This is a genomic window from Endozoicomonas sp. SCSIO W0465 (genome assembly GCF_023716865.1).
In the GTDB taxonomy this organism is placed as follows: domain Bacteria; phylum Pseudomonadota; class Gammaproteobacteria; order Pseudomonadales; family Endozoicomonadaceae; genus Endozoicomonas.
In genome coordinates, this window is sequence record NZ_CP092417.1 from 6507224 (window position 1) to 6530666 (window position 23443).

Annotated in this window: 20 protein-coding genes and 2 pseudogenes; 9 read left to right on the forward strand and 13 right to left on the reverse strand. The window is 47.4% G+C overall.

The genetic code is table 11. The features are described from left to right. Positions 1 to 27 precede the first annotated feature (27 nt). A complete protein-coding gene (locus tag MJO57_RS29300) occupies positions 28 to 852 on the forward strand; it encodes a 23S rRNA (adenine(2030)-N(6))-methyltransferase RlmJ (protein ID WP_252020828.1) in 825 nt (274 codons plus the stop codon). Here the strand turns inward: MJO57_RS29300 and MJO57_RS29305 are convergent, their stop codons facing one another. The 4 genes from MJO57_RS29305 to ltrA all read right to left on the reverse strand — a co-directional run bounded on the left by MJO57_RS29305 (position 853) and on the right by ltrA (position 4139). Next, positions 853 to 1272: an FAD-binding domain-containing protein gene (locus MJO57_RS29305; RefSeq protein ID WP_371924928.1), complete on the reverse strand. Its 420-nt coding sequence runs from the start codon at positions 1270 to 1272 to the stop codon at positions 853 to 855. 24 nt (positions 1273 to 1296) lie between these two features. Next, positions 1297 to 1986: an IS4 family transposase gene (locus MJO57_RS29310; RefSeq protein WP_252020830.1), complete on the reverse strand. Its 690-nt coding sequence runs from the start codon at positions 1984 to 1986 to the stop codon at positions 1297 to 1299. Positions 1987 to 2145: 159 nt separating this feature from the next. Then, positions 2146 to 2880, reverse strand: a complete 735-nt coding sequence (locus MJO57_RS29315; RefSeq protein WP_252020832.1) for an IS4 family transposase — start codon at positions 2878 to 2880, stop codon at positions 2146 to 2148. After that, positions 2877 to 4139 carry a group II intron reverse transcriptase/maturase gene (gene ltrA / locus MJO57_RS29320; RefSeq protein ID WP_252017357.1) on the reverse strand — a complete coding sequence of 421 codons (1263 nt, stop codon included), beginning with the start codon at positions 4137 to 4139 and terminating at the stop codon, positions 2877 to 2879. Before ltrA ends, MJO57_RS29315 begins: the two co-directional genes overlap by 4 nt. An 896-nt stretch (positions 4140 to 5035) precedes the next feature. On the opposite strand from ltrA, the gene MJO57_RS29330 reads away from it, so the two are divergent. Both MJO57_RS29330 and MJO57_RS29335 read left to right on the forward strand, forming a co-directional pair. Further along, positions 5036 to 6373 (forward strand): transposase, encoded by a 1338-nt coding sequence (locus MJO57_RS29330; RefSeq protein ID WP_252017304.1) that lies wholly within the window; start codon positions 5036 to 5038, stop codon positions 6371 to 6373. Positions 6374 to 6548: 175 nt separating this feature from the next. Continuing rightward, positions 6549 to 7580: an IS66 family transposase gene (locus MJO57_RS29335; RefSeq protein WP_252020834.1), complete on the forward strand. Its 1032-nt coding sequence runs from the start codon at positions 6549 to 6551 to the stop codon at positions 7578 to 7580. A gap of 34 nt (positions 7581 to 7614) precedes the next feature. Here the strand turns inward: MJO57_RS29335 and MJO57_RS29340 are convergent. Continuing rightward, positions 7615 to 9081, reverse strand: a pseudogene (locus MJO57_RS29340) (IS66 family transposase); the annotation flags it as partial. Between MJO57_RS29340 and MJO57_RS32960 the strand changes: the two are divergent. Further along, positions 9080 to 9205: a hypothetical protein gene (locus tag MJO57_RS32960; protein ID WP_256493403.1), complete on the forward strand. Its 126-nt coding sequence runs from the start codon at positions 9080 to 9082 to the stop codon at positions 9203 to 9205. The pseudogene MJO57_RS29340 and the gene MJO57_RS32960 overlap by 2 nt on opposite strands. Before the next feature lie 44 nt (positions 9206 to 9249). Here the strand turns inward: MJO57_RS32960 and MJO57_RS29345 are convergent. After that, positions 9250 to 9549 (reverse strand): annotated as a pseudogene (locus MJO57_RS29345) (deoxyribodipyrimidine photo-lyase); the annotation flags it as partial. 261 nt (positions 9550 to 9810) lie between these two features. Between MJO57_RS29345 and MJO57_RS29350 the strand changes: the two are divergent. The 3 genes from MJO57_RS29350 to MJO57_RS29360 all read left to right on the forward strand — a co-directional run bounded on the left by MJO57_RS29350 (position 9811) and on the right by MJO57_RS29360 (position 13209). Then, positions 9811 to 10869 carry a transposase gene (locus MJO57_RS29350; RefSeq protein WP_252017920.1) on the forward strand — a complete coding sequence of 353 codons (1059 nt, stop codon included), beginning with the start codon at positions 9811 to 9813 and terminating at the stop codon, positions 10867 to 10869. Between the two features lie 43 nt (positions 10870 to 10912). Beyond that, positions 10913 to 11440 carry a lipocalin family protein gene (locus MJO57_RS29355; RefSeq protein ID WP_252020836.1) on the forward strand — a complete coding sequence of 176 codons (528 nt, stop codon included), beginning with the start codon at positions 10913 to 10915 and terminating at the stop codon, positions 11438 to 11440. 338 nt (positions 11441 to 11778) lie between these two features. Beyond that, positions 11779 to 13209: a tyrosine-protein phosphatase gene (locus MJO57_RS29360; protein ID WP_252020838.1), complete on the forward strand. Its 1431-nt coding sequence runs from the start codon at positions 11779 to 11781 to the stop codon at positions 13207 to 13209. Positions 13210 to 13370: 161 nt separating this feature from the next. On the opposite strand, the gene MJO57_RS29365 is transcribed toward MJO57_RS29360, so the two are convergent. From MJO57_RS29365 to MJO57_RS29395, 7 genes are all read right to left on the reverse strand, one after another. After that, the gene (locus tag MJO57_RS29365; protein ID WP_252020840.1) at positions 13371 to 13586 is read right to left on the reverse strand and encodes a hypothetical protein; all 216 of its coding nucleotides are present in this window, start codon (positions 13584 to 13586) and stop codon (positions 13371 to 13373) included. Next, on the reverse strand, positions 13583 to 15010 hold the full coding sequence (locus MJO57_RS29370; RefSeq protein WP_252017676.1) for an IS4 family transposase: 1428 nt from the start codon (positions 15008 to 15010) through the stop codon (positions 13583 to 13585). Before MJO57_RS29370 ends, MJO57_RS29365 begins: the two co-directional genes overlap by 4 nt. 112 nt (positions 15011 to 15122) lie before the next feature. After that, a complete protein-coding gene (locus tag MJO57_RS29375; RefSeq protein ID WP_252020842.1) occupies positions 15123 to 15914 on the reverse strand; it encodes a DUF4136 domain-containing protein in 792 nt (263 codons plus the stop codon). After that, positions 15904 to 17418: an IS66 family transposase gene (locus MJO57_RS29380; RefSeq protein WP_252017330.1), complete on the reverse strand. Its 1515-nt coding sequence runs from the start codon at positions 17416 to 17418 to the stop codon at positions 15904 to 15906. The genes MJO57_RS29375 and MJO57_RS29380 overlap by 11 nt, the downstream gene beginning before the upstream one ends. Positions 17419 to 17532: 114 nt before the next feature. Further along, positions 17533 to 18894, reverse strand: a complete 1362-nt coding sequence (locus tag MJO57_RS29385; RefSeq protein WP_252017318.1) for an ISNCY family transposase — start codon at positions 18892 to 18894, stop codon at positions 17533 to 17535. Between the two features lie 321 nt (positions 18895 to 19215). Further along, a complete protein-coding gene (locus MJO57_RS29390) occupies positions 19216 to 19431 on the reverse strand; it encodes a hypothetical protein (RefSeq protein ID WP_252020844.1) in 216 nt (71 codons plus the stop codon). A gap of 37 nt (positions 19432 to 19468) precedes the next feature. Next, positions 19469 to 19903: a host attachment protein gene (locus MJO57_RS29395; protein ID WP_252020846.1), complete on the reverse strand. Its 435-nt coding sequence runs from the start codon at positions 19901 to 19903 to the stop codon at positions 19469 to 19471. A gap of 275 nt (positions 19904 to 20178) precedes the next feature. Here MJO57_RS29395 and MJO57_RS29400 point away from each other — a divergent pair, with 275 nt between their 5' ends. Beyond that, positions 20179 to 21798: a peptide ABC transporter substrate-binding protein gene (locus MJO57_RS29400; RefSeq protein WP_252020847.1), complete on the forward strand. Its 1620-nt coding sequence runs from the start codon at positions 20179 to 20181 to the stop codon at positions 21796 to 21798. A gap of 194 nt (positions 21799 to 21992) precedes the next feature. Next, positions 21993 to 23420, forward strand: a complete 1428-nt coding sequence (locus MJO57_RS29405; protein WP_252017676.1) for an IS4 family transposase — start codon at positions 21993 to 21995, stop codon at positions 23418 to 23420. Positions 23421 to 23443: the final 23 nt, after the last annotated feature.

Below are 23443 nucleotides of genomic sequence, written 5' to 3' on the forward strand. Positions count from 1 at the left end.
CACCCATCTCAGGGCTTTCAGAACCCCATGCTCAGCTATCAACACCACTACCACGCAGGCAATCATGCCGATGTTCTCAAGCACTGGCTGTTGCTGGCCTGTGTGCGTCACATGCAGAAGAAAGACAAGCCTTTTGATTATATTGACACCCATGCCGGCGCAGGCCTCTACCGACTGGACTCCACCATGGCCCGCAAGACGGCTGAGAGCGATGAGGGTGTCCTGAAACTGGACTGGCAACAGCTGCAAGGTCTGGAGGACTATCACGGCCAGATTGCCGATGATCTCGGTGCCAGACGTTACCCGGGCTCGCCATTGCTGGTCAAGCGCCTGTTAAGGCCCGGCAACAAAGCCTGGCTCTATGAAATGCATCCGCAAACCATCGTAGAATTACGCAGGCATTGCGAACATCGTCGCCTGTGCCATGTTCGGCCGGAAGATGGCTTTAAGGGACTTGCTGCTCTTCTGCCTACCGCCAGCCGTCGTGCCCTGGTTTTGATCGATCCCTCTTATGAGATCAAGTCGGACTATCAGACCGTAGTGAAGGTTATGGAAGCCGCTTATCTGAAAATGCCTCAGGCAATGCTGCTGCTGTGGTATCCCGTGGTGGACAGGCATCAGATTCGGGCGATGGAAAAGGGGTTTGCCAACGGCAGAATGCGTAATGTGCATCTGTTTGAAATGGGTATTGCCGACGATAGTACACCCGGCATGTCCGCATCAGGCATGGTGGTTGTGAATCCTCCCTGGACACTGGCTGATGACTTTATCCGAACCATGCCCGATGTTTCAGCCCATCTGGCAAAAGACCATCAGGCCCGCTGGCGACATCAGCTGTTGGTGGCAGAATGATTACGGCATGATGGGCCAGTCAGCGGCATCGACACTGTCGAGAGGGTAGGTTTTATTACCTTCCCAGCGTTTTACATAACTGCCATCAGGATCGTACTGCCGGGCCTGTTTATCCAGATCAAAATGGCGACACCCGCGCGGATCCGCGCCGACGCCCGCCAGATACTGCCAGTTGCCCCAGTTGCTACCCACATCATAATCCACCAGCTGCTGCTCAAACCAGGCGGCGCCGTAGCGCCAGTCCATCCCCAGTTCGTGGATAAAGCAGCTGGCCACCAACTGCCGCCCACGGTTGGAAAGATAGCCGGTGGCCTGTAGGTCTTTCATGCAGGCATTCACGATCGGCCAGGGTGTATTGCCGGCGCACCATTTCTGAAACCGTTCCGGATAAAAGCAGGACAGCCTGCACTTTTCCTTGATCCCCCTGGAGGAGCTGACTCTTGATCACATCTCTCCAGCGCTGAACTGCCGGGCTATCTGCCAGGTTTTTACCCGATCCTGCAATTTCGCCCAGCCTTCCCATACCACTAACCAGCCGGGCTGCCCTGTATGCTTTGAATCACCCCAACCACCAAGCCGAGCAATCGTTTGAAGCAGCCAAGTGACTGTTGGCGGCTTATCGGGCAACGCTTTTTTTTCATAGGTTAGCCAGAGAACCTGCCATTCATCATCACTGACCACCTCATTCGCGAGTGTTTTTTCACTCCAAAGCTTTCTGTCTTTGTGCTGCCTGTCATTCGGTAACATTAATGCTTCACGGATTTGCATTAGTCTGACAGCGACAAACATTAATATGACCGCAAGTCGTTCAATGTTATCCGGAGATTGCAGACGAAGCCTTTCTACTCCTGCTCCCGATTTCCAAGCCTTGTGGAACTCTTCTATTCGCCATCGGAGCTCGTAAAATCGAATGATAGAGCGACAGTCTTCGAATGTTTCAATATCTTCAGTTGTCAATAGTACCCAGTGCAAACGGTCTTCGGAGTCATTGCCAATCTCTTCAGCCGACACAATATTCATAGTTACCGGTTCCGGCCTGCCGCCTGGCCTTTGCGGCGCCTGTATTGTCATCTTCTTTCTTTTGACCTGCAGCGTTGCCTTTCGCTTCTTTCTACCTCCTTTTTGAGGAACCACTATCGTATATGGCTCTATTTTGATTACGAACTGCTCTACAGTGAAAACTGACTGTAGGTCACGAAAAACAAGGATTGAGCAACATTACCGGACAATATGCTGACAACCTTTGTAGATAAAGGGCTTCAGCAATGTTCAACCCAGTAGCAGTCTGAAATCCTACAAGAGCCTCGTATATTTCCCCAACACTTCAGTCTGAGCTAAGGAATCAAATAATAAGAGTTCGCCATCTACCAGGATTCTGTTTTGTGTAGCTCTTACAACAAACCGCTGTCGGTTATCCAGTTTGTAGTGCATATATTCGTATATATCCGCCTCCCGGTCGCAAACACTGATGATGTCAGGCATTTTACCCCCCATCCTTTGTTCTGTGTTTTCAGAGGCTCTTTGCCACTTAAAGCTTTCCTTTCCCTCGTAAGGTAGCTGACGACGTTGGTTCTTTTTCCCCCGCTGAACGTCCTCTCTAACCCATCGTTCTTGATCAATAAGCCCAATGCTTCGCTCTGTATCCGCATCAACCAAGAAGACAGAGTGGACGTGGAATCCTCTGGTTTTAGAGCCTTCAGGACCTCCAAGATCACCAAGCTCGGATCTGACAGCATGTTTATAACCCAGGGTTGTTGTATCTTCGAGAGCCAGAAGTAGGCGAGACTGTCTCGCTATTTTGGCAGTTGCCTGAAAGCCTGCCTCAGCTATTGCTTCAGGCTTTACGGCCTCATTCTCAATCAGCCGGTAAGCTCCAGTTACCAGTGCGGTATAACCTTCGCATGAAGATGACAAAGAATTACCGGTATGAGCTGAAAGCTCGGCAGCAACTTTGAATCGGGTAAGGGCCGGTCTTTCTCCAGCCCTCCCCACAGCACCCGGCATGCGGGTCCGCACCGGGCGGTTCAACGATGATGGTGAAACCTGATCCATAAGTCTTTCAATGAAACAAGCCCAATTTTCGCGAGGTAACTGTTATTCAGTGCCTGTTGTACCGCATAGGTTTTACTCAGACGGTAATACCCTTTGCTGCTGGCTGCGATCTTGGCGGCGTTAATTTTATCAACGCCTAACCTGACCAGATTCTTAAAACGGGTTTTCGGCTTGCGCCATTGCTTCAGAAAGCAGCAACGGATTCGCCGACGTATCCATTGATCCAGCAGGGGAATTGGTCGGTGATATTCCGATAACCGGAAATACCCCATCCAACCCCGGATATATTGTGCCAATTTGCGTAACCGATGTTGCATTGAGACACCCCAGCGACGACTGGTCAACTTGAGTATCCGGTATTTGAATCGGTCCAGACACTTCTGGGCCCAGCGAACTTTCTTCCCTGTGAAGGTGAAACTCAGGAATTCGCTTTCTGTTGCTTTCACAACTTTACTTTTCCGGGAGTTAATCTTCAGTTTCAATTTGCGTTCAATGAATTGGGTAATGCTGTGCATCACCCGATCCCCTGCACGCTGACTTTTGACGAGAATCACAAAATCATCACAGTATCTTGCAAAGCAATGACCCCGATATTCAAGCTCCTTGTCGAGTTCGTCGAGGACCACATTAGACAGCAAGGGTGATAAAGGCCCACCCTGTGGCATGCCAACCCTGGTCGGGTAGACATTGCCCTCAATCATGACACCGGAGCGCAGGTAGCTACCAATCAGTTTCAGAAGGCGTTTGTCGCGGACCTTACGGGAGACCCTCGACATCAAAACGTCGTGATTAACCGTATCAAAGAATTTACTCAGATCAACGTCAACAGCGTAATGAAGCCCCCGGTTGATCAACTGCTTAACCTGACGGACTCCGTCGTGTGCTGACCGTCCCGGTCGGTAGCCGAAGCTGTTTGGAGAGAAACCCGGATCAAAGACAGGGGTCAGCACCTGCACAATGGCCTGCTGTATGACCCTATCCATCACGGTAGGGATTCCCAGCAAACGCTCACCGCCGTCCGGCTTTTCTATAACATGTCGGCGCACGGGTGATGGCTGGTAGGTTCCGTCCAATAAGGCTTGACGCACTGAAGGCCAATGCTGTTTGGCAAAGTCTGGATAAGCTTCAATAGTGACTCCATCAATACCCGGAGCACCCTTGTTGCTTTTGACCTGTTTCCATGCACTTGCCAGATTAGCCGGTTCAAGTACGCAATTTAGTAGATCATGGTTCAAAGCTGGTTAAAGATTCTGTCGCCAAGTACGGTGAGTCGCCGGACGGCTGCATCGCCTTGAGGGAATCAGTCTCCTCTTTGTCGTCGATGTTCGGCCCTTCGCTAACGACTTCCCATCCGTTAATGGCTTCTGTCGTACAGCTACTATGGCCTCTGCTGACTTCTGTCCAATCACCACGCGGAGTTACCTCTGCTGGCGCTATTGGTTGCCATCGGGTTTGCTCGAACAGGATGATGAGACCTGTTCGCCGAGCCTGTTGTAACCAGTGGCTGAGAACTGGGAATTACCAATCGCATGTTGAACAGATCTCCCCGGATAAGGACATGAACTTTCAGTGCACAACCGCCGCATTTACCGTGTCTCACGAACCATAGGGCTTTGTGATCCTTGGCTCACTCGCCCAGAGACTCAGCCTTATATGCGATTTCTGTACGTCGGCTCGCACCTTTGCACTCAGACTGCCTCCGCACAGCCCCTCGCGGGACTGCACTTGCCTTAAGCTAGTGGTTGTCATCAGCAGGCGTCTTTACCGCCAGTCAGATGTAGGTTCTCCCACAGGGGACTTTCACCCCATCAGTTCATGCCCATGCCGGGCGTACCAAGTCGTTTTGTACGTCGAGTATCGCCCAAATCAGCACATCCAAAAGTTAGTTCTGACCATGGTTTAGGAGAAAGTGGAAGCATGACCTGTTTTATCAGTGAGAAATGATAGAACAAGGTAGCTATTTGTGATCAAGAGACAGCTGGAGGAGAACAGCCGGACACCATGCTTCAGGGCGTACCATTGAAAATATTCACGCCACAGCAATTCAAAGCGAATCCAGTAGGTGCTCGACTTTAGAGTTTTAAGAGCACAATAGTTCCGGCGCATAATCTGCTAAAAGCAACCATCCCCAATGACGAAATTCGAGATGGTTGCCATGCTCACTTCAGATCATCAAGTAATCCTCAGGGAGCTCGCTTCATATACAACCTTTCTTGCTGGAGCGCTATCATCAACTGCAGTACCAACGTTCTGCGAACTGCTGTTCGGTTGCATGCTTTCAGCCGACGGCTTTGTTACACAGGCGTTGTTAACAATTGATTTTCATTGTGTGTGGAGCAGCTACCACCACTGGCTATCTCAGGGCAAGTGGCAATGGAAGAACTTGGCACGCCACTTGATCCGTCTGGTCTGCTCCAAAGCTCCTGAGAATCAACCTGTGGTCCTGGGGCTTGATGACTGGGTAATCGAACGGTTTTCCGACAAAGCCCCTGCTTGTCGTACACATCATCAACACAGCAAGAAACGCAATCGGCCGACGTACATCTGGGGGCAGTGTTGGGTTTCCCTGGCCATCATATTTGAGCGGGCTGCAGATGAAGTATTTACCGCCATACCGGTGATCTCATTTCCGACACCAGCTTCAGGTAACACCAGCAAACTGAAAATTGCCGTGGCCATGCTCAGGGTGGTACGCAATGAAGTGAAGGATCGAGTGCTACGCCTGCTAACCGATTGCTGGTATATGAACTGGACACTGATAAAGCCAGCTCTGGAAATGAACATAGAAGTTGTTGGTCAGATACCTTCAAATCGGGCCCTCTATGCTTTGCCGCCAGCACCCACCGTAAAGAAGCGAGGGCGCCCAAAAAAGTACGGCATCAAGATGACGACAGAACAGGTTAAGAAACTGCCGGAAGAAAAAGCAACAGTATGGATGTACGGCAAATTTCGCAAAATACGTTATCGTACCCTGATCTGTCGCGCCAGATTCCTTAAAGGTCGTGAAGTACGCGTCGTCTGGAGTCGCTTTGAAAATGACAAAGGTCTGACCGAAAGCAGAATATTCATCTCGACCAATCCGGAACTTGAGGGACTGGAGGTGCTTCGTGCCTATTCCCGGAGATGGCCGGTAGAGCCAATGTTTCACCAACTCAAACATGCTTTTGGCTGTTGCCATTTATGGCAGCAGAAATTGCGAACACTGCTTCGATGGATGCATTTGAAAATGGCAGGCTATGCATTATTGCAGTTATTAACCGTTTGTAAAAATCAGGCATGTCTGAATATTTCTCGGATACCCTGGAGAAGCCCGGATACAACCACTGCAGGCATGATGAAAATTGCTCTTTCAGGAATTATTCCGAGGTTCTCTATTCGCAAGGGCTGGAACAGATATAAGCAAAAATATGAGTTCAATTTTCGCGATCTGATCGACCAGTTAATACCGGATAATTCAGAAGCAGCATAACTAAAGGCTTTTAGGCAAAAAACGGAAGTAATAACGAACTTGGAAAAACAGTTCACTGATTTCGGCTTGCTTCACTATAAAAAGCTGACCGAATTATCGTTTTATACAGACTCTAAAGTCGAGCTGATTTTTATACCATCCTCTTAAGCACCATTTTTCCACAATATTCGCCAGCATGATTCCAGAACTACCCGCAACTATGTCGGCTGAGATTCTCTTGAAAGAGAATGCAGAGCTGCGGATGAGAGTTGCCTGTCTGGAAGAGCGATGTCGAGAATTGGAAGAAAAGGTTGGCAAGAACAGTCAAAACAGCAGCAAGCCGCCATCGTCTGATGGTTATCAAAAACCTTGTAAAAACAGTAATTCTCCAGATCATTCTGACGACCTTTCCGCAGATAAAGATACCGATCCATCGGATGAAAAACCCAATCCTAAAAGTCTGAGACAGTCTTCTGGTAATAAAGCCGGTGGAAAGAAAGGGCATCAGGGCACTTGTCTTAAACAGGTCGATATCCCTGACTATATTGAGTACCTTCCGGTTAAAGAATGCAATAAATGTCAGGCGTCTCTTCTTGATAGTGAGCCGGTCAAATATATTGAACGACAGGTGTTTGAACCAGGGAGACCGGGTGAATTTGAAGTAACGGCCCATAGAGCTGAAGTAAAAATCTGCACTTGTGGTTGTCGGAATCAGGCTGAATTCCCGGAAGGTGTTACCGCTGCCGCACAATATGGCTCAGCCACACAGGCTATGGCCGTCTATCTTAACCAATACCATTTCCTGCCTTTTAAGCGCGTGTCAGAGTATTTTAATACTCTCTATAAAATGAGTGTAAGTGCAGGCACTGTCGCCAATTTTGTGGCCAGAACCTATGAAAATCTGGCTTCTACTGAAGAGGTTATTCGTGACGCCTTGCGGGAATCGTCTGTTGCCGGAGCCGATGAAACGGGTATGCGGGCCGAGGGCTCTTTGCACTGGCTACACGTTATGCGGGATGAACAATGGACGCTCTACTACTTGTCTGAAAAGCGAGGTCGTGAGGCCATGGACACGATGGGCATACTGCTAACATTTGCAGGCGTTCTGGTTCATGATCATTGGAAATCCTATTTTGCATATGCGGCAACTCACGTACTTTGCAATGCCCATCACCTGAGGGAGCTTTTGGGTGTTGTTGATAGGGACAGCGTACTATTCCAGCACTGAGCAAAGGCATATTACAGTAATTCCGAACAGCTCTATGAAGTGATTGATATATGTCCATTCCCTGTTTTCTGGCAGACGACAAATAGCTGCGAATCCGTGCAAACATAGAACCACCGTCTGCACTCCTGAAGCAGCCTGAGATTTTCTGCTTTAACTTGGCCATTCGAACATCCCGCTCACTGCCATTGTTATCGAAGGGAATGGTAAAATCTGACATGAAGCGCAGTGTCTCAGCCTTGAACTCAGTGAGTCGTTTGAAGAGATTGTAAGCTTTAGTATTCTTGACTTTCTTGCGCTTAAGCTCCTCTCGTTGCTTCTCCATATAGACGACTTCTTTCATTAGAGCCCGCTGAAGCAACCGGTCATAAATCTTCTCGATTCGTTCACAGACAACACTTGGCATCTGTAGCATACCTATGGTCTTAAAGCCCTTGCAGTAATGCCAGGAAAGCCTCAGTAGCTTCATCAATCGCAACGCCAGTTGATTGCTGTCCCTATCAACAACACCCAAAAGCTCCCTCAGGTGATGGGCATTGCAAAGTACGTGAGTTGCCGCATATGCAAAATAGGATTTCCAATGATCATGAACCAGAACGCCTGCAAATGTTAGCAGTATGCCCATCGTGTCCATGGCCTCACGACCTCGCTTTTCAGACAAGTAGTAGAGCGTCCATTGTTCATCCCGCATAACGTGTAGCCAGTGCAAAGAGCCCTCGGCCCGCATACCCGTTTCATCGGCTCCGGCAACAGACGATTCCCGCAAGGCGTCACGAATAACCTCTTCAGTAGAAGCCAGATTTTCATAGGTTCTGGCCACAAAATTGGCGACAGTGCCTGCACTTACACTCATTTTATAGAGAGTATTAAAATACTCTGACACGCGCTTAAAAGGCAGGAAATGGTATTGGTTAAGATAGACGGCCATAGCCTGTGTGGCTGAGCCATATTGTGCGGCAGCGGTAACACCTTCCGGGAATTCAGCCTGATTCCGACAACCACAAGTGCAGATTTTTACTTCAGCTCTATGGGCCGTTACTTCAAATTCACCCGGTCTCCCTGGTTCAAACACCTGTCGTTCAATATATTTGACCGGCTCACTATCAAGAAGAGACGCCTGACATTTATTGCATTCTTTAACCGGAAGGTACTCAATATAGTCAGGGATATCGACCTGTTTAAGACAAGTGCCCTGATGCCCTTTCTTTCCACCGGCTTTATTACCAGAAGACTGTCTCAGACTTTTAGGATTGGGTTTTTCATCCGATGGATCGGTACCTTTATCTGCGGAAAGGTCGTCAGAATGATCTGGAGAATTACTGTTTTTACAAGGTTTTTGATAACCATCAGACGATGGCGGCTTGCTGCTGTTTTGACTGTTCTTGCCAACCTTTTCTTCCAATTCTCGACATCGCTCTTCCAGACAGGCAACTCTCATCCGCAGCTCTGCATTCTCTTTCAAGAGAATCTCAGCCGACATAGTTGCGGGTAGTTCTGGAATCATGCTGGCGAATATTGTGGAAAAATGGTGCTTAAGAGGATGGTATAAAAATCAGAAAATTCCAGATTTATGTGGGGGTGCTGAACAGTTACGATCTGCCAACTCAAAAGGCAGTTTTTCTTGCTGAAACAGGGTATATGTGGCCACTTCGTTGAAGGTCACTGAGGGAAAGCGCTGCTTCAGGGATTGCCAGTACACAAGCTCCTGATAACCCACATTCTGGCTGCGATAGACGGTATCAATTCCATGGGCTCGCAACAGTTGCTCCATAACCTGAAGCGGATTCTGCAAACGAATCAGCAGTTTCTGCCGCCGTTGTTCAAGCTCTGATTCAAGATGCCGGATACTCTCCCTCAGGAAACGCCAGCGATGATCCCCCATAACCCTTGACTGATAACGGCCCGGTTTGAACCACGAAGGATCAACACAATAGACGCACAGCAAGTGTTTGCAGCTACCCGCCGCTGCCATAAAGGCCCGGTTGTCACTCAGTCTCAGATCATTGGTAAACAGAAACAGCGTTGTTCCCTGCAAAAGTGATACCCTCCAAACCGGTTAGCCCTGCACTCTTTGATAAATTCTATGCGATCTGTGCATTTTATACGTTACTTTTTCCAAACCACGGCAAACATGGCCTTAAGACCGATAACGCTATGTCATTAATAGAAATTTCATGGTTTTATTATTAACTCAAGTTACGCACCTTGCTGAAAATCAGCCATTATTGGTGGCATGAAAAATGATCTCATAGAACTTTATTCTGACTACCTGTTGTCGTCGTCTGGGAAGACCACTGCAACGGGAGTGTCAGAGCTTTTGGATAATGTCTACAGTCATGACCAATTCACCCGATTGCTTTCAAACAATGAGTTTACCAGTCGTGACTTATGGCTTTACGTTAAACCCGTCGTGCGACAGGTTGAGTGCAGTGATGGGGTTTTGATCTTTGACGATACGATTCAGGAAAAGCAGTTCAGCAAAGAGAATGCCCTGAACACCTGGCATTTTGATCATACAAAAAATCGCACCGTGAAAGGTATAAATCTGCTCAATGCACACTACCATGCCGGAGATGCGTCGATTCCTGTCGCCTATAAATTGATCGAGAAAACCATCCTGTACACCGACTTGAAGACAAAAAAGGTAAGACGATATGCAGAGCAAACCAAAAATGAAATGATGCGGGAGATGCTGATGATTTGCTGCCATAACCAGCTTATGTTCCGCTATGTCCTTGCAGATAGCTGGTTTTGCTCAAACGACAATATGATGTTTATTCGACACGACTGTAATAAACATTTCCTGATGGCGATGAAGTCAAACCGCAAGGTATCCCTCAGTCTGGACGACAAATTACAAGGCCGTTCACAGCGTATAGATACTGTTGATTTTTCAGAAGATAAGCCTGTACAAGGGTGGATAGCAGGTGTCGATTTCCCTGTTCTGCTATACCGTCAGGTCTTTAAAAACAAAGACGGAAGCACAGGCATTCTCTATCTGGTTTGCAGCGATCTTGACTGTGATGCCGAGACTCTCAAGGCAATCTACGAGAAACGGTGGAAAGTCGAGGTCTTCCATAAAACGCTGAAATCGAATGCGTCAATGGCCAAGTCACCGGCGCATACTGTGAGAACACAGAGTAATCATATCTTTCTTTCAATTTACTCAGCCTTCAGGTTGGAAGTATTGTCATTGAAAGTAAATCTGAATCACTTTCAGCTCAGAGCCAAAATCTATATGGCAGGGCTGAAAGCTTCGTTGGGGCAGCTGAGAGAGCTGTTAGCTGCGTAACTTCAGTTATTAAATACCGCAAACCTGATAAGGGTAAATTACCGTGAGAATCATTAAAATTATTTCACTGATAGCACTGCTGACCGGTTGCACAGGGATTCCTGAAGGCATTACACCGGTAAAGCCATTTGAGGTAAACCGCTATACCGGTAAATGGTATGAAATAGCCCGACTGGATCATCGCTTTGAACGGGGTCTTTCTCATATCACCGCAGAATACTCAAGTAACCCTGATGGCAGTATTCGTGTCATCAACTCAGGATACTCCACTGAGGCAGGTGAGCGTAAGCAGGCCGAGGGCAAAGCGAAATTCGTCAGAGACGATGACGAAGGCTATCTTAAGGTTTCCTTTTTTGGCCCCTTCTACGGTTCATACATCATTTTTGAGCTTGACCAGCAAGGCTATGAGTACGCCTTTATTTCAGGAAACGATAAAGACTATCTCTGGTTGCTGGCCAGGACGCCCACTGTCAGTGATCAGGTTAAATCACAGTTCATCAACAAAGCCAAAGCACTTGGATTTGATACCGAGCAATTGATCTTTGTTGATCAGAGCAGTCCTCTCAAATAGGCTTTCTCCCCGCATTCCGTCGATAATCAGGGTATATCTACGGAATGCAATCCCCCTCTTTTTATTGTCATATACTCTGGTCCGTACTGCCTCTGACACTGACCCTCACTGAGGTGGATCATTATCCTGGCAAGTCACATTCTAGACCATACCTGATTTTGTTCTGGCGGAGTGAGAGCCATGCCCTAACCACTTCAGATCTTTGAAAATGCCCTTTGATATAACATTTATTTGTCAATAACAGAGTCTCCATGAGCCCCTGTTCATTTTCCAGTCAAAATTACTAACCGGCACGATGCTATAATTTTCAGATCATTTAAAGATCACGGAAGATTATTATGAGCAGCAACGGATTAGGTTCGCTTACCACATCACAAATCAATCAAATCAACCAATTAGCATCCAATCAAGGTTCCGAAAAAGATGTACTGGTGGCTCAATTCAACGGTAAGGAAATTACGTTTACTGCTATCAGACCAAGGGCCGGCTCTGATGCCAATCAGGAAAAACCTGTGAAAGGTTCTGATTTAGCGGTACAAACTCTGGGTTTAAAGGATCGGAAAGTCTCACCCGCATTAGCAAACAAGCTCATTCAGGCCCATAAAAGAACAGCACCGGAAGATGTAATCTTCGTCGACATGAGGGATATTACCTTCCTTAGGGAACACGTCGCTGATAGCGTTAAAGAGAGCAGAAGTTCATCCAATACATTGCATTCTGACTCGGGGTCAACAACCAGTCTCGATAGTGGCTACAGCAGTGTTTATGGCAGCACGGAATCCCTAAACACTGATGAAGATTTCCCCCGGGATAAAACAACTTCGCCTTTATCAGAAAAAGTTGCTGAATTAATTGACAAAGAAAATTATCGAGGCGCACATATTCAAATGCGTAATGAGAGTCTGGCGGCCATAAAAGGTCAACATATTACTAAAGCCAAAACACGATGGAAGAGATTTCCCTTTAGCGATGAGAAAACAGGATATGTACCTTTGCCGAAAAAAACAGCCTTATCAATTGATGAAAAACATATTCCCGCCAATAAAATCCAGTTGACCAATACCGGGTATGTCGCCATTCAGGCACCTCAAGCAGGAAATTGTAGAGGTGATATCTGGCGAGCAGCCCTTGACTCGGGGTGCAGTGTAATTTGTGATCTGACCGGAGAAAAAGACAAGCTCGGGGTAGGGAAGGGAGGACCTATTGATTCGTATTACCCAACCGGAGAAATTTCCAAAGTAGACAAAAAAATCGACAGAGAAATCGTATTTGATAATGGGATTAAAGTGAAATGCCAGTCAAAACTACAAGCAGATGGGTATGCAAAAATAAGATATGAGGTGACTGATCCCCTTACTGGCAAAACCCACCTGATACGAAGATATCATTATACTGACTGGCCGGATCACGGAGTACCCAATGGAACAAAGGGTAAAGACTCTCTGCTCAAGTTTATAGAAGCACTGCGCACTCATCAGGAAAATAAGAAAGAGTATTCAGACAACACAATGGTGCATTGCCTGGCAGGCGTTGGCAGAACCGGAACACTTATTGTGTTAAATGAAATCTACCGGGACATACTGTCCGGAAAATATCAAAATAGGAAGGAACTGGATCAAGCAGTATTCAAAGCTATTCAACAAGGAAGAATAGACCGGGGACCCGCCTTTGTTCAATCCGATGATCAAATCCAGTTTATCATGGATACCGTTCATACATGGCAGGATCAACGGAGCAGGGGAGAGAACATTATACCCCGGATCAAGTAACAAGCGCCTTATGGTTGGTGACGTATATAGTGTCTGTCAGAAAACCCAATTTGAGCCACAAGGGTGGCTCAATACGATTGATATCATCCAGCCAAAGCTCTTTCACAAGGCCCAGTTTCACAAGGCCCGGTGCACAGTGCATTAACGTCGCTGCTTGAGGCTCACTTCGCCTCATCCACCAGCATCCGGAAATAATCGGCAGCCAGCCTGAGTCGGCTGCCCGTCCAGCAAAACATTTCACCATCCACCAGTCGGGTTCTGGCAGCAAGACCCAGCGCTGCAAATTCCTGACCATGCTTATCGGTAAATGGATACCTGATTACCACTGATCGTACGTCATGAGTCATGCCCTCGTTCCCACGCTGACTCTTGATCACATCTCTCCAGCGCTGAACTGCCGGGCTATCTGCCAGGTTTTTACCCGATCCTGCAATTTCGCCCAGCCTTCCCATACCACTAACCAGCCGGGCTGCCCTGTATGCTTTGAATCACCCCAACCACCAAGCCGAGCAATCGTTTGAAGCAGCCAAGTGACTGTTGGCGGCTTATCGGGCAACGCTTTTTTTTCATAGGTTAGCCAGAGAACCTGCCATTCATCATCACTGACCACCTCATTCGCGAGTGTTTTTTCACTCCAAAGCTTTCTGTCTTTGTGCTGCCTGTCATTCGGTAACATTAATGCTTCACGGATTTGCATTAGTCTGACAGCGACAAACATTAATATGACCGCAAGTCGTTCAATGTTATCCGGAGATTGCAGACGAAGCCTTTCTACTCCTGCTCCCGATTTCCAAGCCTTGTGGAACTCTTCTATTCGCCATCGGAGCTCGTAAAATCGAATGATAGAGCGACAGTCTTCGAATGTTTCAATATCTTCAGTTGTCAATAGTACCCAGTGCAAACGGTCTTCGGAGTCATTGCCAATCTCTTCAGCCGACACAATATTCATAGTTACCGGTTCCGGCCTGCCGCCTGGCCTTTGCGGCGCCTGTATTGTCATCTTCTTTCTTTTGACCTGCAGCGTTGCCTTTCGCTTCTTTCTACCTCCTTTTTGAGGAACCACTATCGTATATTTCCCCAACACTTCAGTCTGAGCTAAGGAATCAAATAATAAGAGTTCGCCATCTACCAGGATTCTGTTTTGTGTAGCTCTTACAACAAACCGCTGTCGGTTATCCAGTTTGTAGTGCATATATTCGTATATATCCGCCTCCCGGTCGCAAACACTGATGATGTCAGGCATTTTACCCCCCATCCTTTGTTCTGTGTTTTCAGAGGCTCTTTGCCACTTAAAGCTTTCCTTTCCCTCGTAAGGTAGCTGACGACGTTGGTTCTTTTTCCCCCGCTGAACGTCCTCTCTAACCCATCGTTCTTGATCAATAAGCCCAATGCTTCGCTCTGTATCCGCATCAACCAAGAAGACAGAGTGGACGTGGAATCCTCTGGTTTTAGAGCCTTCAGGACCTCCAAGATCACCAAGCTCGGATCTGACAGCATGTTTATAACCCAGGGTTGTTGTATCTTCGAGAGCCAGAAGTAGGCGAGACTGTCTCGCTATTTTGGCAGTTGCCTGAAAGCCTGCCTCAGCTATTGCTTCAGGCTTTACGGCCTCATTCTCAATCAGCCGGTAAGCTCCAGTTACCAGTGCGGTATAACCTTCGCATGAAGATGACAAAGAATTACCGGTATGAGCTGAAAGCTCGGCAGCAACTTTGACAAGTCGTTTTGTACGTCGAGTATCGCCCAAATCAGCACATCCAAAAGTTAGTTCTGACCATGGTTTAGGAGAAAGTGGAAGCATGACCTGTTTTATCAGTGAGAAATGATAGAACAAGGTAGCTATTTGTGATCAAGAGACAGGTTCCCACGCTCCGCGTGGGAATGCATACCCGTTATTCGATGGAGCAAACCGGTTACTGCGTGCTCTGCGGAATGTAATTGACTGGTGGCGGGAACTTTTCCAGAAGACTGTTAACCGACTTGGTAATGTACTCTCTCTGCTCTTCTGGTGACATATCCGACGTCAGTCGTTGACTGGCAATTCCCTGCCAGATGACACGATTATTGGCCGGATCAATAACATTCAATGTCAGGTGTCCTACCTCATAACTGTTGACAACAACTTGTGAGGGCCAGTTGGTCATCATCCATGGACCATAGTAAAAGCCTCCGTTATAAAAAGTGTTGTACGCCGTGCCTTCCAGCTTGGACTTCTCAGTAAATCCCCAACTTAACCACATACTGGCCTGTTGCGCTGGCACCTCCTGCAACCCTTTGGTGGCGAGATCCTGCAAAACCTGCAGATGAACTCTTTGCGCCATCAGGCTTATGATCTGGTTATTATTATCCCTTTCCGGTTGGAACCATGCCCATGTTGTCATGGCTGGCCAGTCAATCTGTGGGTTGTAATCCCAGCTCACTTCAGGTTTGGCAGCACAGCCTGCCAGGAACATGGTTAACAGAACAAATGGGATAAGGTACCGCCTCATTTCACTCTCCTGGTTAGTTCTCGTCCAAAAACGCATCAGGCAATCATAATTAGATTGTACGTTCGTTTTGATATTTCCTGAAATTCCAGAGAGCCGCAAAAACTCTTCCCTTTTTTTCTCTAATCTGGGACGGATATTGGAGAAAAACGCGAAAAGCAGGCAGAAAACATCCTCCCACCATGCTGGAAAGGTACTTTCATGGTAACTATTCAGCACTGAGCAAAGGCATATTACAGTAATTCCGAACAGCTCTATGAAGTGATTGATATATGTCCATTCCCTGTTTTCTGGCAGACGACAAATAGCTGCGAATCCGTGCAAACATAGAACCACCGTCTGCACTCCTGAAGCAGCCTGAGATTTTCTGCTTTAACTTGGCCATTCGAACATCCCGCTCACTGCCATTGTTATCGAAGGGAATGGTAAAATCTGACATGAAGCGCAGTGTCTCAGCCTTGAACTCAGTGAGTCGTTTGAAGAGATTGTAAGCTTTAGTATTCTTGACTTTCTTGCGCTTAAGCTCCTCTCGTTGCTTCTCCATATAGACGACTTCTTTCATTAGAGCCCGCTGAAGCAACCGGTCATAAATCTTCTCGATTCGTTCACAGACAACACTTGGCATCTGTAGCATACCTATGGTCTTAAAGCCCTTGCAGTAATGCCAGGAAAGCCTCAGTAGCTTCATCAATCGCAACGCCAGTTGATTGCTGTCCCTATCAACAACACCCAAAAGCTCCCTCAGGTGATGGGCATTGCAAAGTACGTGAGTTGCCGCATATGCAAAATAGGATTTCCAATGATCATGAACCAGAACGCCTGCAAATGTTAGCAGTATGCCCATCGTGTCCATGGCCTCACGACCTCGCTTTTCAGACAAGTAGTAGAGCGTCCATTGTTCATCCCGCATAACGTGTAGCCAGTGCAAAGAGCCCTCGGCCCGCATACCCGTTTCATCGGCTCCGGCAACAGACGATTCCCGCAAGGCGTCACGAATAACCTCTTCAGTAGAAGCCAGATTTTCATAGGTTCTGGCCACAAAATTGGCGACAGTGCCTGCACTTACACTCATTTTATAGAGAGTATTAAAATACTCTGACACGCGCTTAAAAGGCAGGAAATGGTATTGGTTAAGATAGACGGCCATAGCCTGTGTGGCTGAGCCATATTGTGCGGCAGCGGTAACACCTTCCGGGAATTCAGCCTGATTCCGACAACCACAAGTGCAGATTTTTACTTCAGCTCTATGGGCCGTTACTTCAAATTCACCCGGTCTCCCTGGTTCAAACACCTGTCGTTCAATATATTTGACCGGCTCACTATCAAGAAGAGACGCCTGACATTTATTGCATTCTTTAACCGGAAGGTACTCAATATAGTCAGGGATATCGACCTGTTTAAGACAAGTGCCCTGATGCCCTTTCTTTCCACCGGCTTTATTACCAGAAGACTGTCTCAGACTTTTAGGATTGGGTTTTTCATCCGATGGATCGGTACCTTTATCTGCGGAAAGGTCGTCAGAATGATCTGGAGAATTACTGTTTTTACAAGGTTTTTGATAACCATCAGACGATGGCGGCTTGCTGCTGTTTTGACTGTTCTTGCCAACCTTTTCTTCCAATTCTCGACATCGCTCTTCCAGACAGGCAACTCTCATCCGCAGCTCTGCATTCTCTTTCAAGAGAATCTCAGCCGACATAGTTGCGGGTAGTTCTGGAATCATGCTGGCGAATATTGTGGAAAAATGGTGCTTAAGAGGATGGTATAAAAATCAGAAAATTCCAGATTTATGTGGGGGTGCTGAACAGTTACCTTTCATGTAGCGTGGAGGTGGCTATCAGGATGGTGCCGGGTGTCTGGCCAGAATCACCAGGTTGTAACAGACCACCGATAACCAGCAATGAGAATCAAAACGCTCAGAACCCTTGCAGTGGCAACGTGATAGCCCAAAACATCTCTTTAGCCACGAAATTCCCGCTTCAATACCTGCCCGGAAGCGAAAGAGCGTTTTATACACATACTGACTTTTAGTCATCTCTTCGACTTCAAGTCCGCGCTTCTTATTAAAAGCTACATCGCTGATTCCCATGGCCTTGGCTTTTTCCAAATTAGCGCGACACGCGTATCCGCCGTCACCGCTTGTCTGGCGAGGTACACGACCATAAATTTCTTTTTGTCTTTCCATCATCGGAATGAATTGGTCCGAATCCGCTGGGTTACCTTCCTCAATAACCAGGTCCAGGATCAATCGACTTTTTCCCTGAACCAGGTTCAGTTTATGGCCATACTGTACTTGCCGCCTGTCTTTTACGATGATATCCGTATGGGGTTCATACAGGCTAACCACTTTTTCCTGGGCTGGCACCTTTTCACCCTTAAAGACCCTGCGCTCTGTCTGGGAGACTATTGCATCCACCAGGGGTAACAGGTGATCCACATCGGCCTGCCACTTGTCGGCATCATCAGCCAGGAGACACTGCCCCTGCTGACGGGCGTTTGCTAGCGTGACAGTAGCTTCGATAAGTACCTTCCGGGATTTTCGGGTCAACTGCAGCAGTTTTTTATAATGCTGATGCCGCTCTTCTTTGCCAGCGTAGATGCATTTTCTGGCCGCATCTTTTACGGCTCGGTTGTGATGGGTATATTCATAAAGCGGTGTCGCTGTCAGTGTTTGTCCCCGTTCCAGCAGCCGACAAATTTCTTTAACGGAACTGGCTAAAAGATCACTGTCGCAAGGAGGTTTGATATCCGATTCGGTGACTGTGCTGTCAATAGCCACAGTGCGCCCTTTTTCAATACCCTGATCTTTAGCGGTCATTAGCTGACAGTTATTAATCCGTTCCCATGTAGATGCAGTAAGAAGGCTGATGAGCCCATGCAAACTGGAGCGACTGGGGCGCTGGTTTGGTTCGAGGCGACAAAAGTCTCGAAAGAGCATGGAGTCCATCAAAACAAACGACAAGTAGTCATAATCACAATTCAAATACTGTTTCAGGAGTGCCGCACGAAGAACGGATTCTGCTGATAGTCCGTTCCGCCCAGTGTTCTGTTTATCACCAGAACTTAAGTCCTCATAAATCCAGTCATTGAACTGTGGATGGGCGTCAAGCCATTGCGAGATACCGGAAAGCTGGGAGCAGATTTCATGAGGTACGTAATGGAGTTCCATACTACACTGCGGGTTGCGTTTTTTGCGCATTTGGAGTCCTCTGTTTTTGGCAATCCCTTATGTTTCTTGCTCTTGGGAAGTTTAGTCGCCAGATAGCAGTAGGGCTCCACTTAATTTTTCAGGATAAAATCTACAGTTTTCAATTGGTTGTGTTTTTGGACGAGAACTGGTTAACAATAATATGGGATGAAGAAACACCAGTGCAGAGAAGCCTTAAGACCCACACCGTTCATCCTGAGCGGAATCGAAAGACGTAAAATCCATACCCTGAAAAAAGACTGTGCCAATCACCCGTCGACTCCGCTCTGGGTAAACAGAGATCATAAACATCAAACCCATTGAAATGACGTGTTAGTCAACTGTTAAATGTCCCTTGTCATAGTATGCCGGGTCATGCCAGTGCTTGGTGATATGCGCTTTGCGCTTTTCGAGACAGTGATGCAACTTGCTCAAATACTCCTGTTTATCCTGCTCTGAAAGACTGTCATCATCTTTTGCTTCCAGCCAGGCGCTTTCGGCCTCTTGAAACTCAATATCCAGCTCTTCCAGTTCTCTGTACCGATTCATAACAACCCCGACGATTAACGATGACCCACCCACATTGTCAATGCAGCTCAGTAAGGCGCTCAAGCAACTGTTCCGGACTCTCATGAATCAGGTCTTTATTGATGTGGTCTCCCAGCGGTATATGTTTTTCTACCAGAGGCAATATTTCACCCAGTAGTTTCGGGGGAGCACAAACGCGCAGAATCTCAAACTGATGCAGGTCGTGGGCATGATTAATCGACCTGGCCAGCATATGGGCAAAGTTGACAGACTCATTGACTTTGGGCGAGTTATCCGTCCCCACCATCCGCACATTACCGCCCACAGATGAAGTGACTGACTGGCCGGGACCTGACGTCACGAACTCATGCCGTTTCCATCTGCCTTCTTCATGATCAATCTGGTCCACCAGATCAAGCACTCTCTTATGTCGGTCAAAACGATAGACCTTGGCTTGGCTGTTATCAGCAACCAGTACCCAGGATGAAGCCATGAGTATGCACCTCTAAACGGCTCGCGAAGTACGATAACTGTCCAAAGATAGTTCAACAATTCAGGAATTGCCTGTTTCTGTCTATTAACACTGAGCTTACGGTAAATACAGGTCTGTATAATTCATTGCGTTTGCACGATAAAGATGATTTTATTGTCGTCGCTATTCTTCTCAGAAATGATAAAAAACTCAGTTACAAGTATAAATTCACACCAAACTGCTGTTTCCAGCATAACAAGTAACAAGGAAAGCCAGCAGTAAAAAACAGGGTAACAATGTCTGTGAAATTTCAACTTTCCAAACGACTTAAGGTTGGCATCCTGGCCGTGTCAGTTGCACTTACCGGTATGCTCTACACAACACCTGACAATAACGCACTGGCTGCCGGAACACTGCGGATTGGCAACATGGGAGAGCCGGCATCTCTGGACCCGCACTTTATATCCGGTACCTGGGAAAGTGGCATCGTTGGAAATCTCTTTCTGGGGCTGACTACGGAAGCTGCGGATGGATCGATCATCCCCGGTGCTGCAGAAAGCTGGACAGTATCAGACGATGGTCTTGTTTATACTTTCACACTGCGTAACCACAAGTGGTCGGATGGTGAGCCAGTTACGGCACAGGACTTTGTCTATTCGCTGCAGCGTATCCTGAAGCCGGAAACCGCTGCTGGTTATGCCTCTTTGCTCTACACTATCAAGGGTGCAGAACAGATCAATACCGGCAAATCAGGTCCTGAAACTCTGGCGGTTAGCGCACTAAATGACAATACCCTGAAAATCACCCTGAACGGCCCTGCCCCTTACTTCATCGCCCAATTGGCCCACTACACAGCTTACCCCGTCCCTACCCATAAGATCCGGGAACTTGGCAAGGACTGGGCTAAAACCAAAGGCATGGTCAGCAACGGTGCTTTTGTACTGGAAGAGTGGACGCCTAATTCGCGAATCCGTCTGGTGAAAAATACTGAGTTTTACGACGCTGGCAATGTCTCTCTGGACGAACTGGTTTATTACCCCCAGGAAGATCGCTCTGCGGTGCTGAAGCGGGTCAGGGCAGGTGAAGTGGATATCCAGACCGACTTTGCCTCCTCTGATTTGAAATGGCTGGAAAAAAATATGCCTGACTACGTGCGTATCGCACCTTATCTGGGCATTTACTATTATCCTCTGAACCTGAACGACGAAGTATTACAAGACAAGCGGGTACGACAGGCCCTGGCAATGACTATTGACCGGAAAATACTCACCGATAAGGTATTGAAATCCGGTGAGCTGCCAGCTTACAGCTTCGTTCCTCCCGGCACTGGCAACTATGGCAAACCAGCTGAAGTCAGCTGGAAAGAGCTGTCACAGGCAGAGCGAATTGCCGAAGCCAGGAAACTGCTGGAGGCTGCCGGTTACAGCAAAGCGAATCCGCCCACATTGAAGCTGAGCTACAACACTTCTGAAAATCACAAAAAGGTTGCTATTGCCATTGCTGCCATGTGGAAAAAAGCGCTGGGTGTGAAGACCGAGCTTTATAACTCAGAGGTTAAAGTTCACTATGCCAGCCTGAAAACCCGTGATTTTCAGGCTGCCCGTGCTGGCTGGATTGCCGACTATAATGATCCACAGAACTTTCTGAACCTGATGGAATCCCGCAATACCTCCCAGAACTACAGCGATTATAATAATGCGTCGTTTAATCAATTAATGAAACAGGCTGAGATGGAAGCTGACTCGGTCAAACGCAACGACTTCATGCGTCAGGCTGAATTAATTGCCATGGACGAACTGCCCAACATCCCTATTTTTTATTACGTTTCCAAAAACCTGGTAAACCCAAAAGTAAAAGGCTGGATTGACAATCCCTCCGATATTCATCGTGCCCGCTATCTGTCCATCACTGAGTGAGATTGCACATCCTTTAATGGCCTTACTCACATTCCCACGCCCTGCGTGGGAATGCATGCGCCAGGGTTGGCCATGAGCCATAACAGAGAGGGACTTTTTAAGGAAAGAGTAACTGTTCAGCACCCCCACATAAATCTGTCTCTTGATCACAAATAGCTACCTTGTTCTATCATTTCTCACTGATAAAACAGGTCATGCTTCCACTTTCTCCTAAACCATGGTCAGAACTAACTTTTGGATGTGCTGATTTGGGCGATACTCGACGTACAAAACGACTTGTCAAAGTTGCTGCCGAGCTTTCAGCTCATACCGGTAATTCTTTGTCATCTTCATGCGAAGGTTATACCGCACTGGTAACTGGAGCTTACCGGCTGATTGAGAATGAGGCCGTAAAGCCTGAAGCAATAGCTGAGGCAGGCTTTCAGGCAACTGCCAAAATAGCGAGACAGTCTCGCCTACTTCTGGCTCTCGAAGATACAACAACCCTGGGTTATAAACATGCTGTCAGATCCGAGCTTGGTGATCTTGGAGGTCCTGAAGGCTCTAAAACCAGAGGATTCCACGTCCACTCTGTCTTCTTGGTTGATGCGGATACAGAGCGAAGCATTGGGCTTATTGATCAAGAACGATGGGTTAGAGAGGACGTTCAGCGGGGGAAAAAGAACCAACGTCGTCAGCTACCTTACGAGGGAAAGGAAAGCTTTAAGTGGCAAAGAGCCTCTGAAAACACAGAACAAAGGATGGGGGGTAAAATGCCTGACATCATCAGTGTTTGCGACCGGGAGGCGGATATATACGAATATATGCACTACAAACTGGATAACCGACAGCGGTTTGTTGTAAGAGCTACACAAAACAGAATCCTGGTGGATGGCGAACTCTTATTATTTGATTCCTTAGCTCAGACTGAAGTGTTGGGGAAATATACGATAGTGGTTCCTCAAAAAGGAGGTAGAAAGAAGCGAAAGGCAACGCTGCAGGTCAAAAGAAAGAAGATGACAATACAGGCGCCGCAAAGGCCAGGCGGCAGGCCGGAACCGGTAACTATGAATATTGTGTCGGCTGAAGAGATTGGCAATGACTCCGAAGACCGTTTGCACTGGGTACTATTGACAACTGAAGATATTGAAACATTCGAAGACTGTCGCTCTATCATTCGATTTTACGAGCTCCGATGGCGAATAGAAGAGTTCCATAAGGCTTGGAAATCGGGAGCAGGAGTAGAAAGGCTTCGTCTGCAATCTCCGGATAACATTGAACGACTTGCGGTCATATTAATGTTTGTCGCTGTCAGACTAATGCAAATCCGTGAAGCATTAATGTTACCGAATGACAGGCAGCACAAAGACAGAAAGCTTTGGAGTGAAAAAACACTCGCGAATGAGGTGGTCAGTGATGATGAATGGCAGGTTCTCTGGCTAACCTATGAAAAAAAAGCGTTGCCCGATAAGCCGCCAACAGTCACTTGGCTGCTTCAAACGATTGCTCGGCTTGGTGGTTGGGGTGATTCAAAGCATACAGGGCAGCCCGGCTGGTTAGTGGTATGGGAAGGCTGGGCGAAATTGCAGGATCGGGTAAAAACCTGGCAGATAGCCCGGCAGTTCAGCGCTGGAGAGATGTGATCAAGAGTCAGCACATAAATCTG

Coding starts and splice junctions, on each gene's coding strand:
- MJO57_RS29300 (WP_252020828.1), top strand. CDS start 28: ATGCTCAGCTATCAACACCACTACCACGCAGGCAATCATGCCGATGTT.
- MJO57_RS29330 (WP_252017304.1), top strand. CDS start 5,036: ATGACGAAATTCGAGATGGTTGCCATGCTCACTTCAGATCATCAAGTA.
- MJO57_RS29335 (WP_252020834.1), top strand. CDS start 6,549: ATGATTCCAGAACTACCCGCAACTATGTCGGCTGAGATTCTCTTGAAA.
- MJO57_RS32960 (WP_256493403.1), top strand. CDS start 9,080: ATGCTGGCGAATATTGTGGAAAAATGGTGCTTAAGAGGATGGTATAAA.
- MJO57_RS29350 (WP_252017920.1), top strand. CDS start 9,811: ATGAAAAATGATCTCATAGAACTTTATTCTGACTACCTGTTGTCGTCG.
- MJO57_RS29360 (WP_252020838.1), top strand. CDS start 11,779: ATGAGCAGCAACGGATTAGGTTCGCTTACCACATCACAAATCAATCAA.
- MJO57_RS29370 (WP_252017676.1), bottom strand. CDS start 15,010: ATGCTTCCACTTTCTCCTAAACCATGGTCAGAACTAACTTTTGGATGT.
- MJO57_RS29380 (WP_252017330.1), bottom strand. CDS start 17,418: ATGATTCCAGAACTACCCGCAACTATGTCGGCTGAGATTCTCTTGAAA.
- MJO57_RS29385 (WP_252017318.1), bottom strand. CDS start 18,894: ATGCGCAAAAAACGCAACCCGCAGTGTAGTATGGAACTCCATTACGTA.
- MJO57_RS29390 (WP_252020844.1), bottom strand. CDS start 19,431: ATGAATCGGTACAGAGAACTGGAAGAGCTGGATATTGAGTTTCAAGAG.
- MJO57_RS29395 (WP_252020846.1), bottom strand. CDS start 19,903: ATGGCTTCATCCTGGGTACTGGTTGCTGATAACAGCCAAGCCAAGGTC.
- MJO57_RS29400 (WP_252020847.1), top strand. CDS start 20,179: ATGTCTGTGAAATTTCAACTTTCCAAACGACTTAAGGTTGGCATCCTG.
- MJO57_RS29405 (WP_252017676.1), top strand. CDS start 21,993: ATGCTTCCACTTTCTCCTAAACCATGGTCAGAACTAACTTTTGGATGT.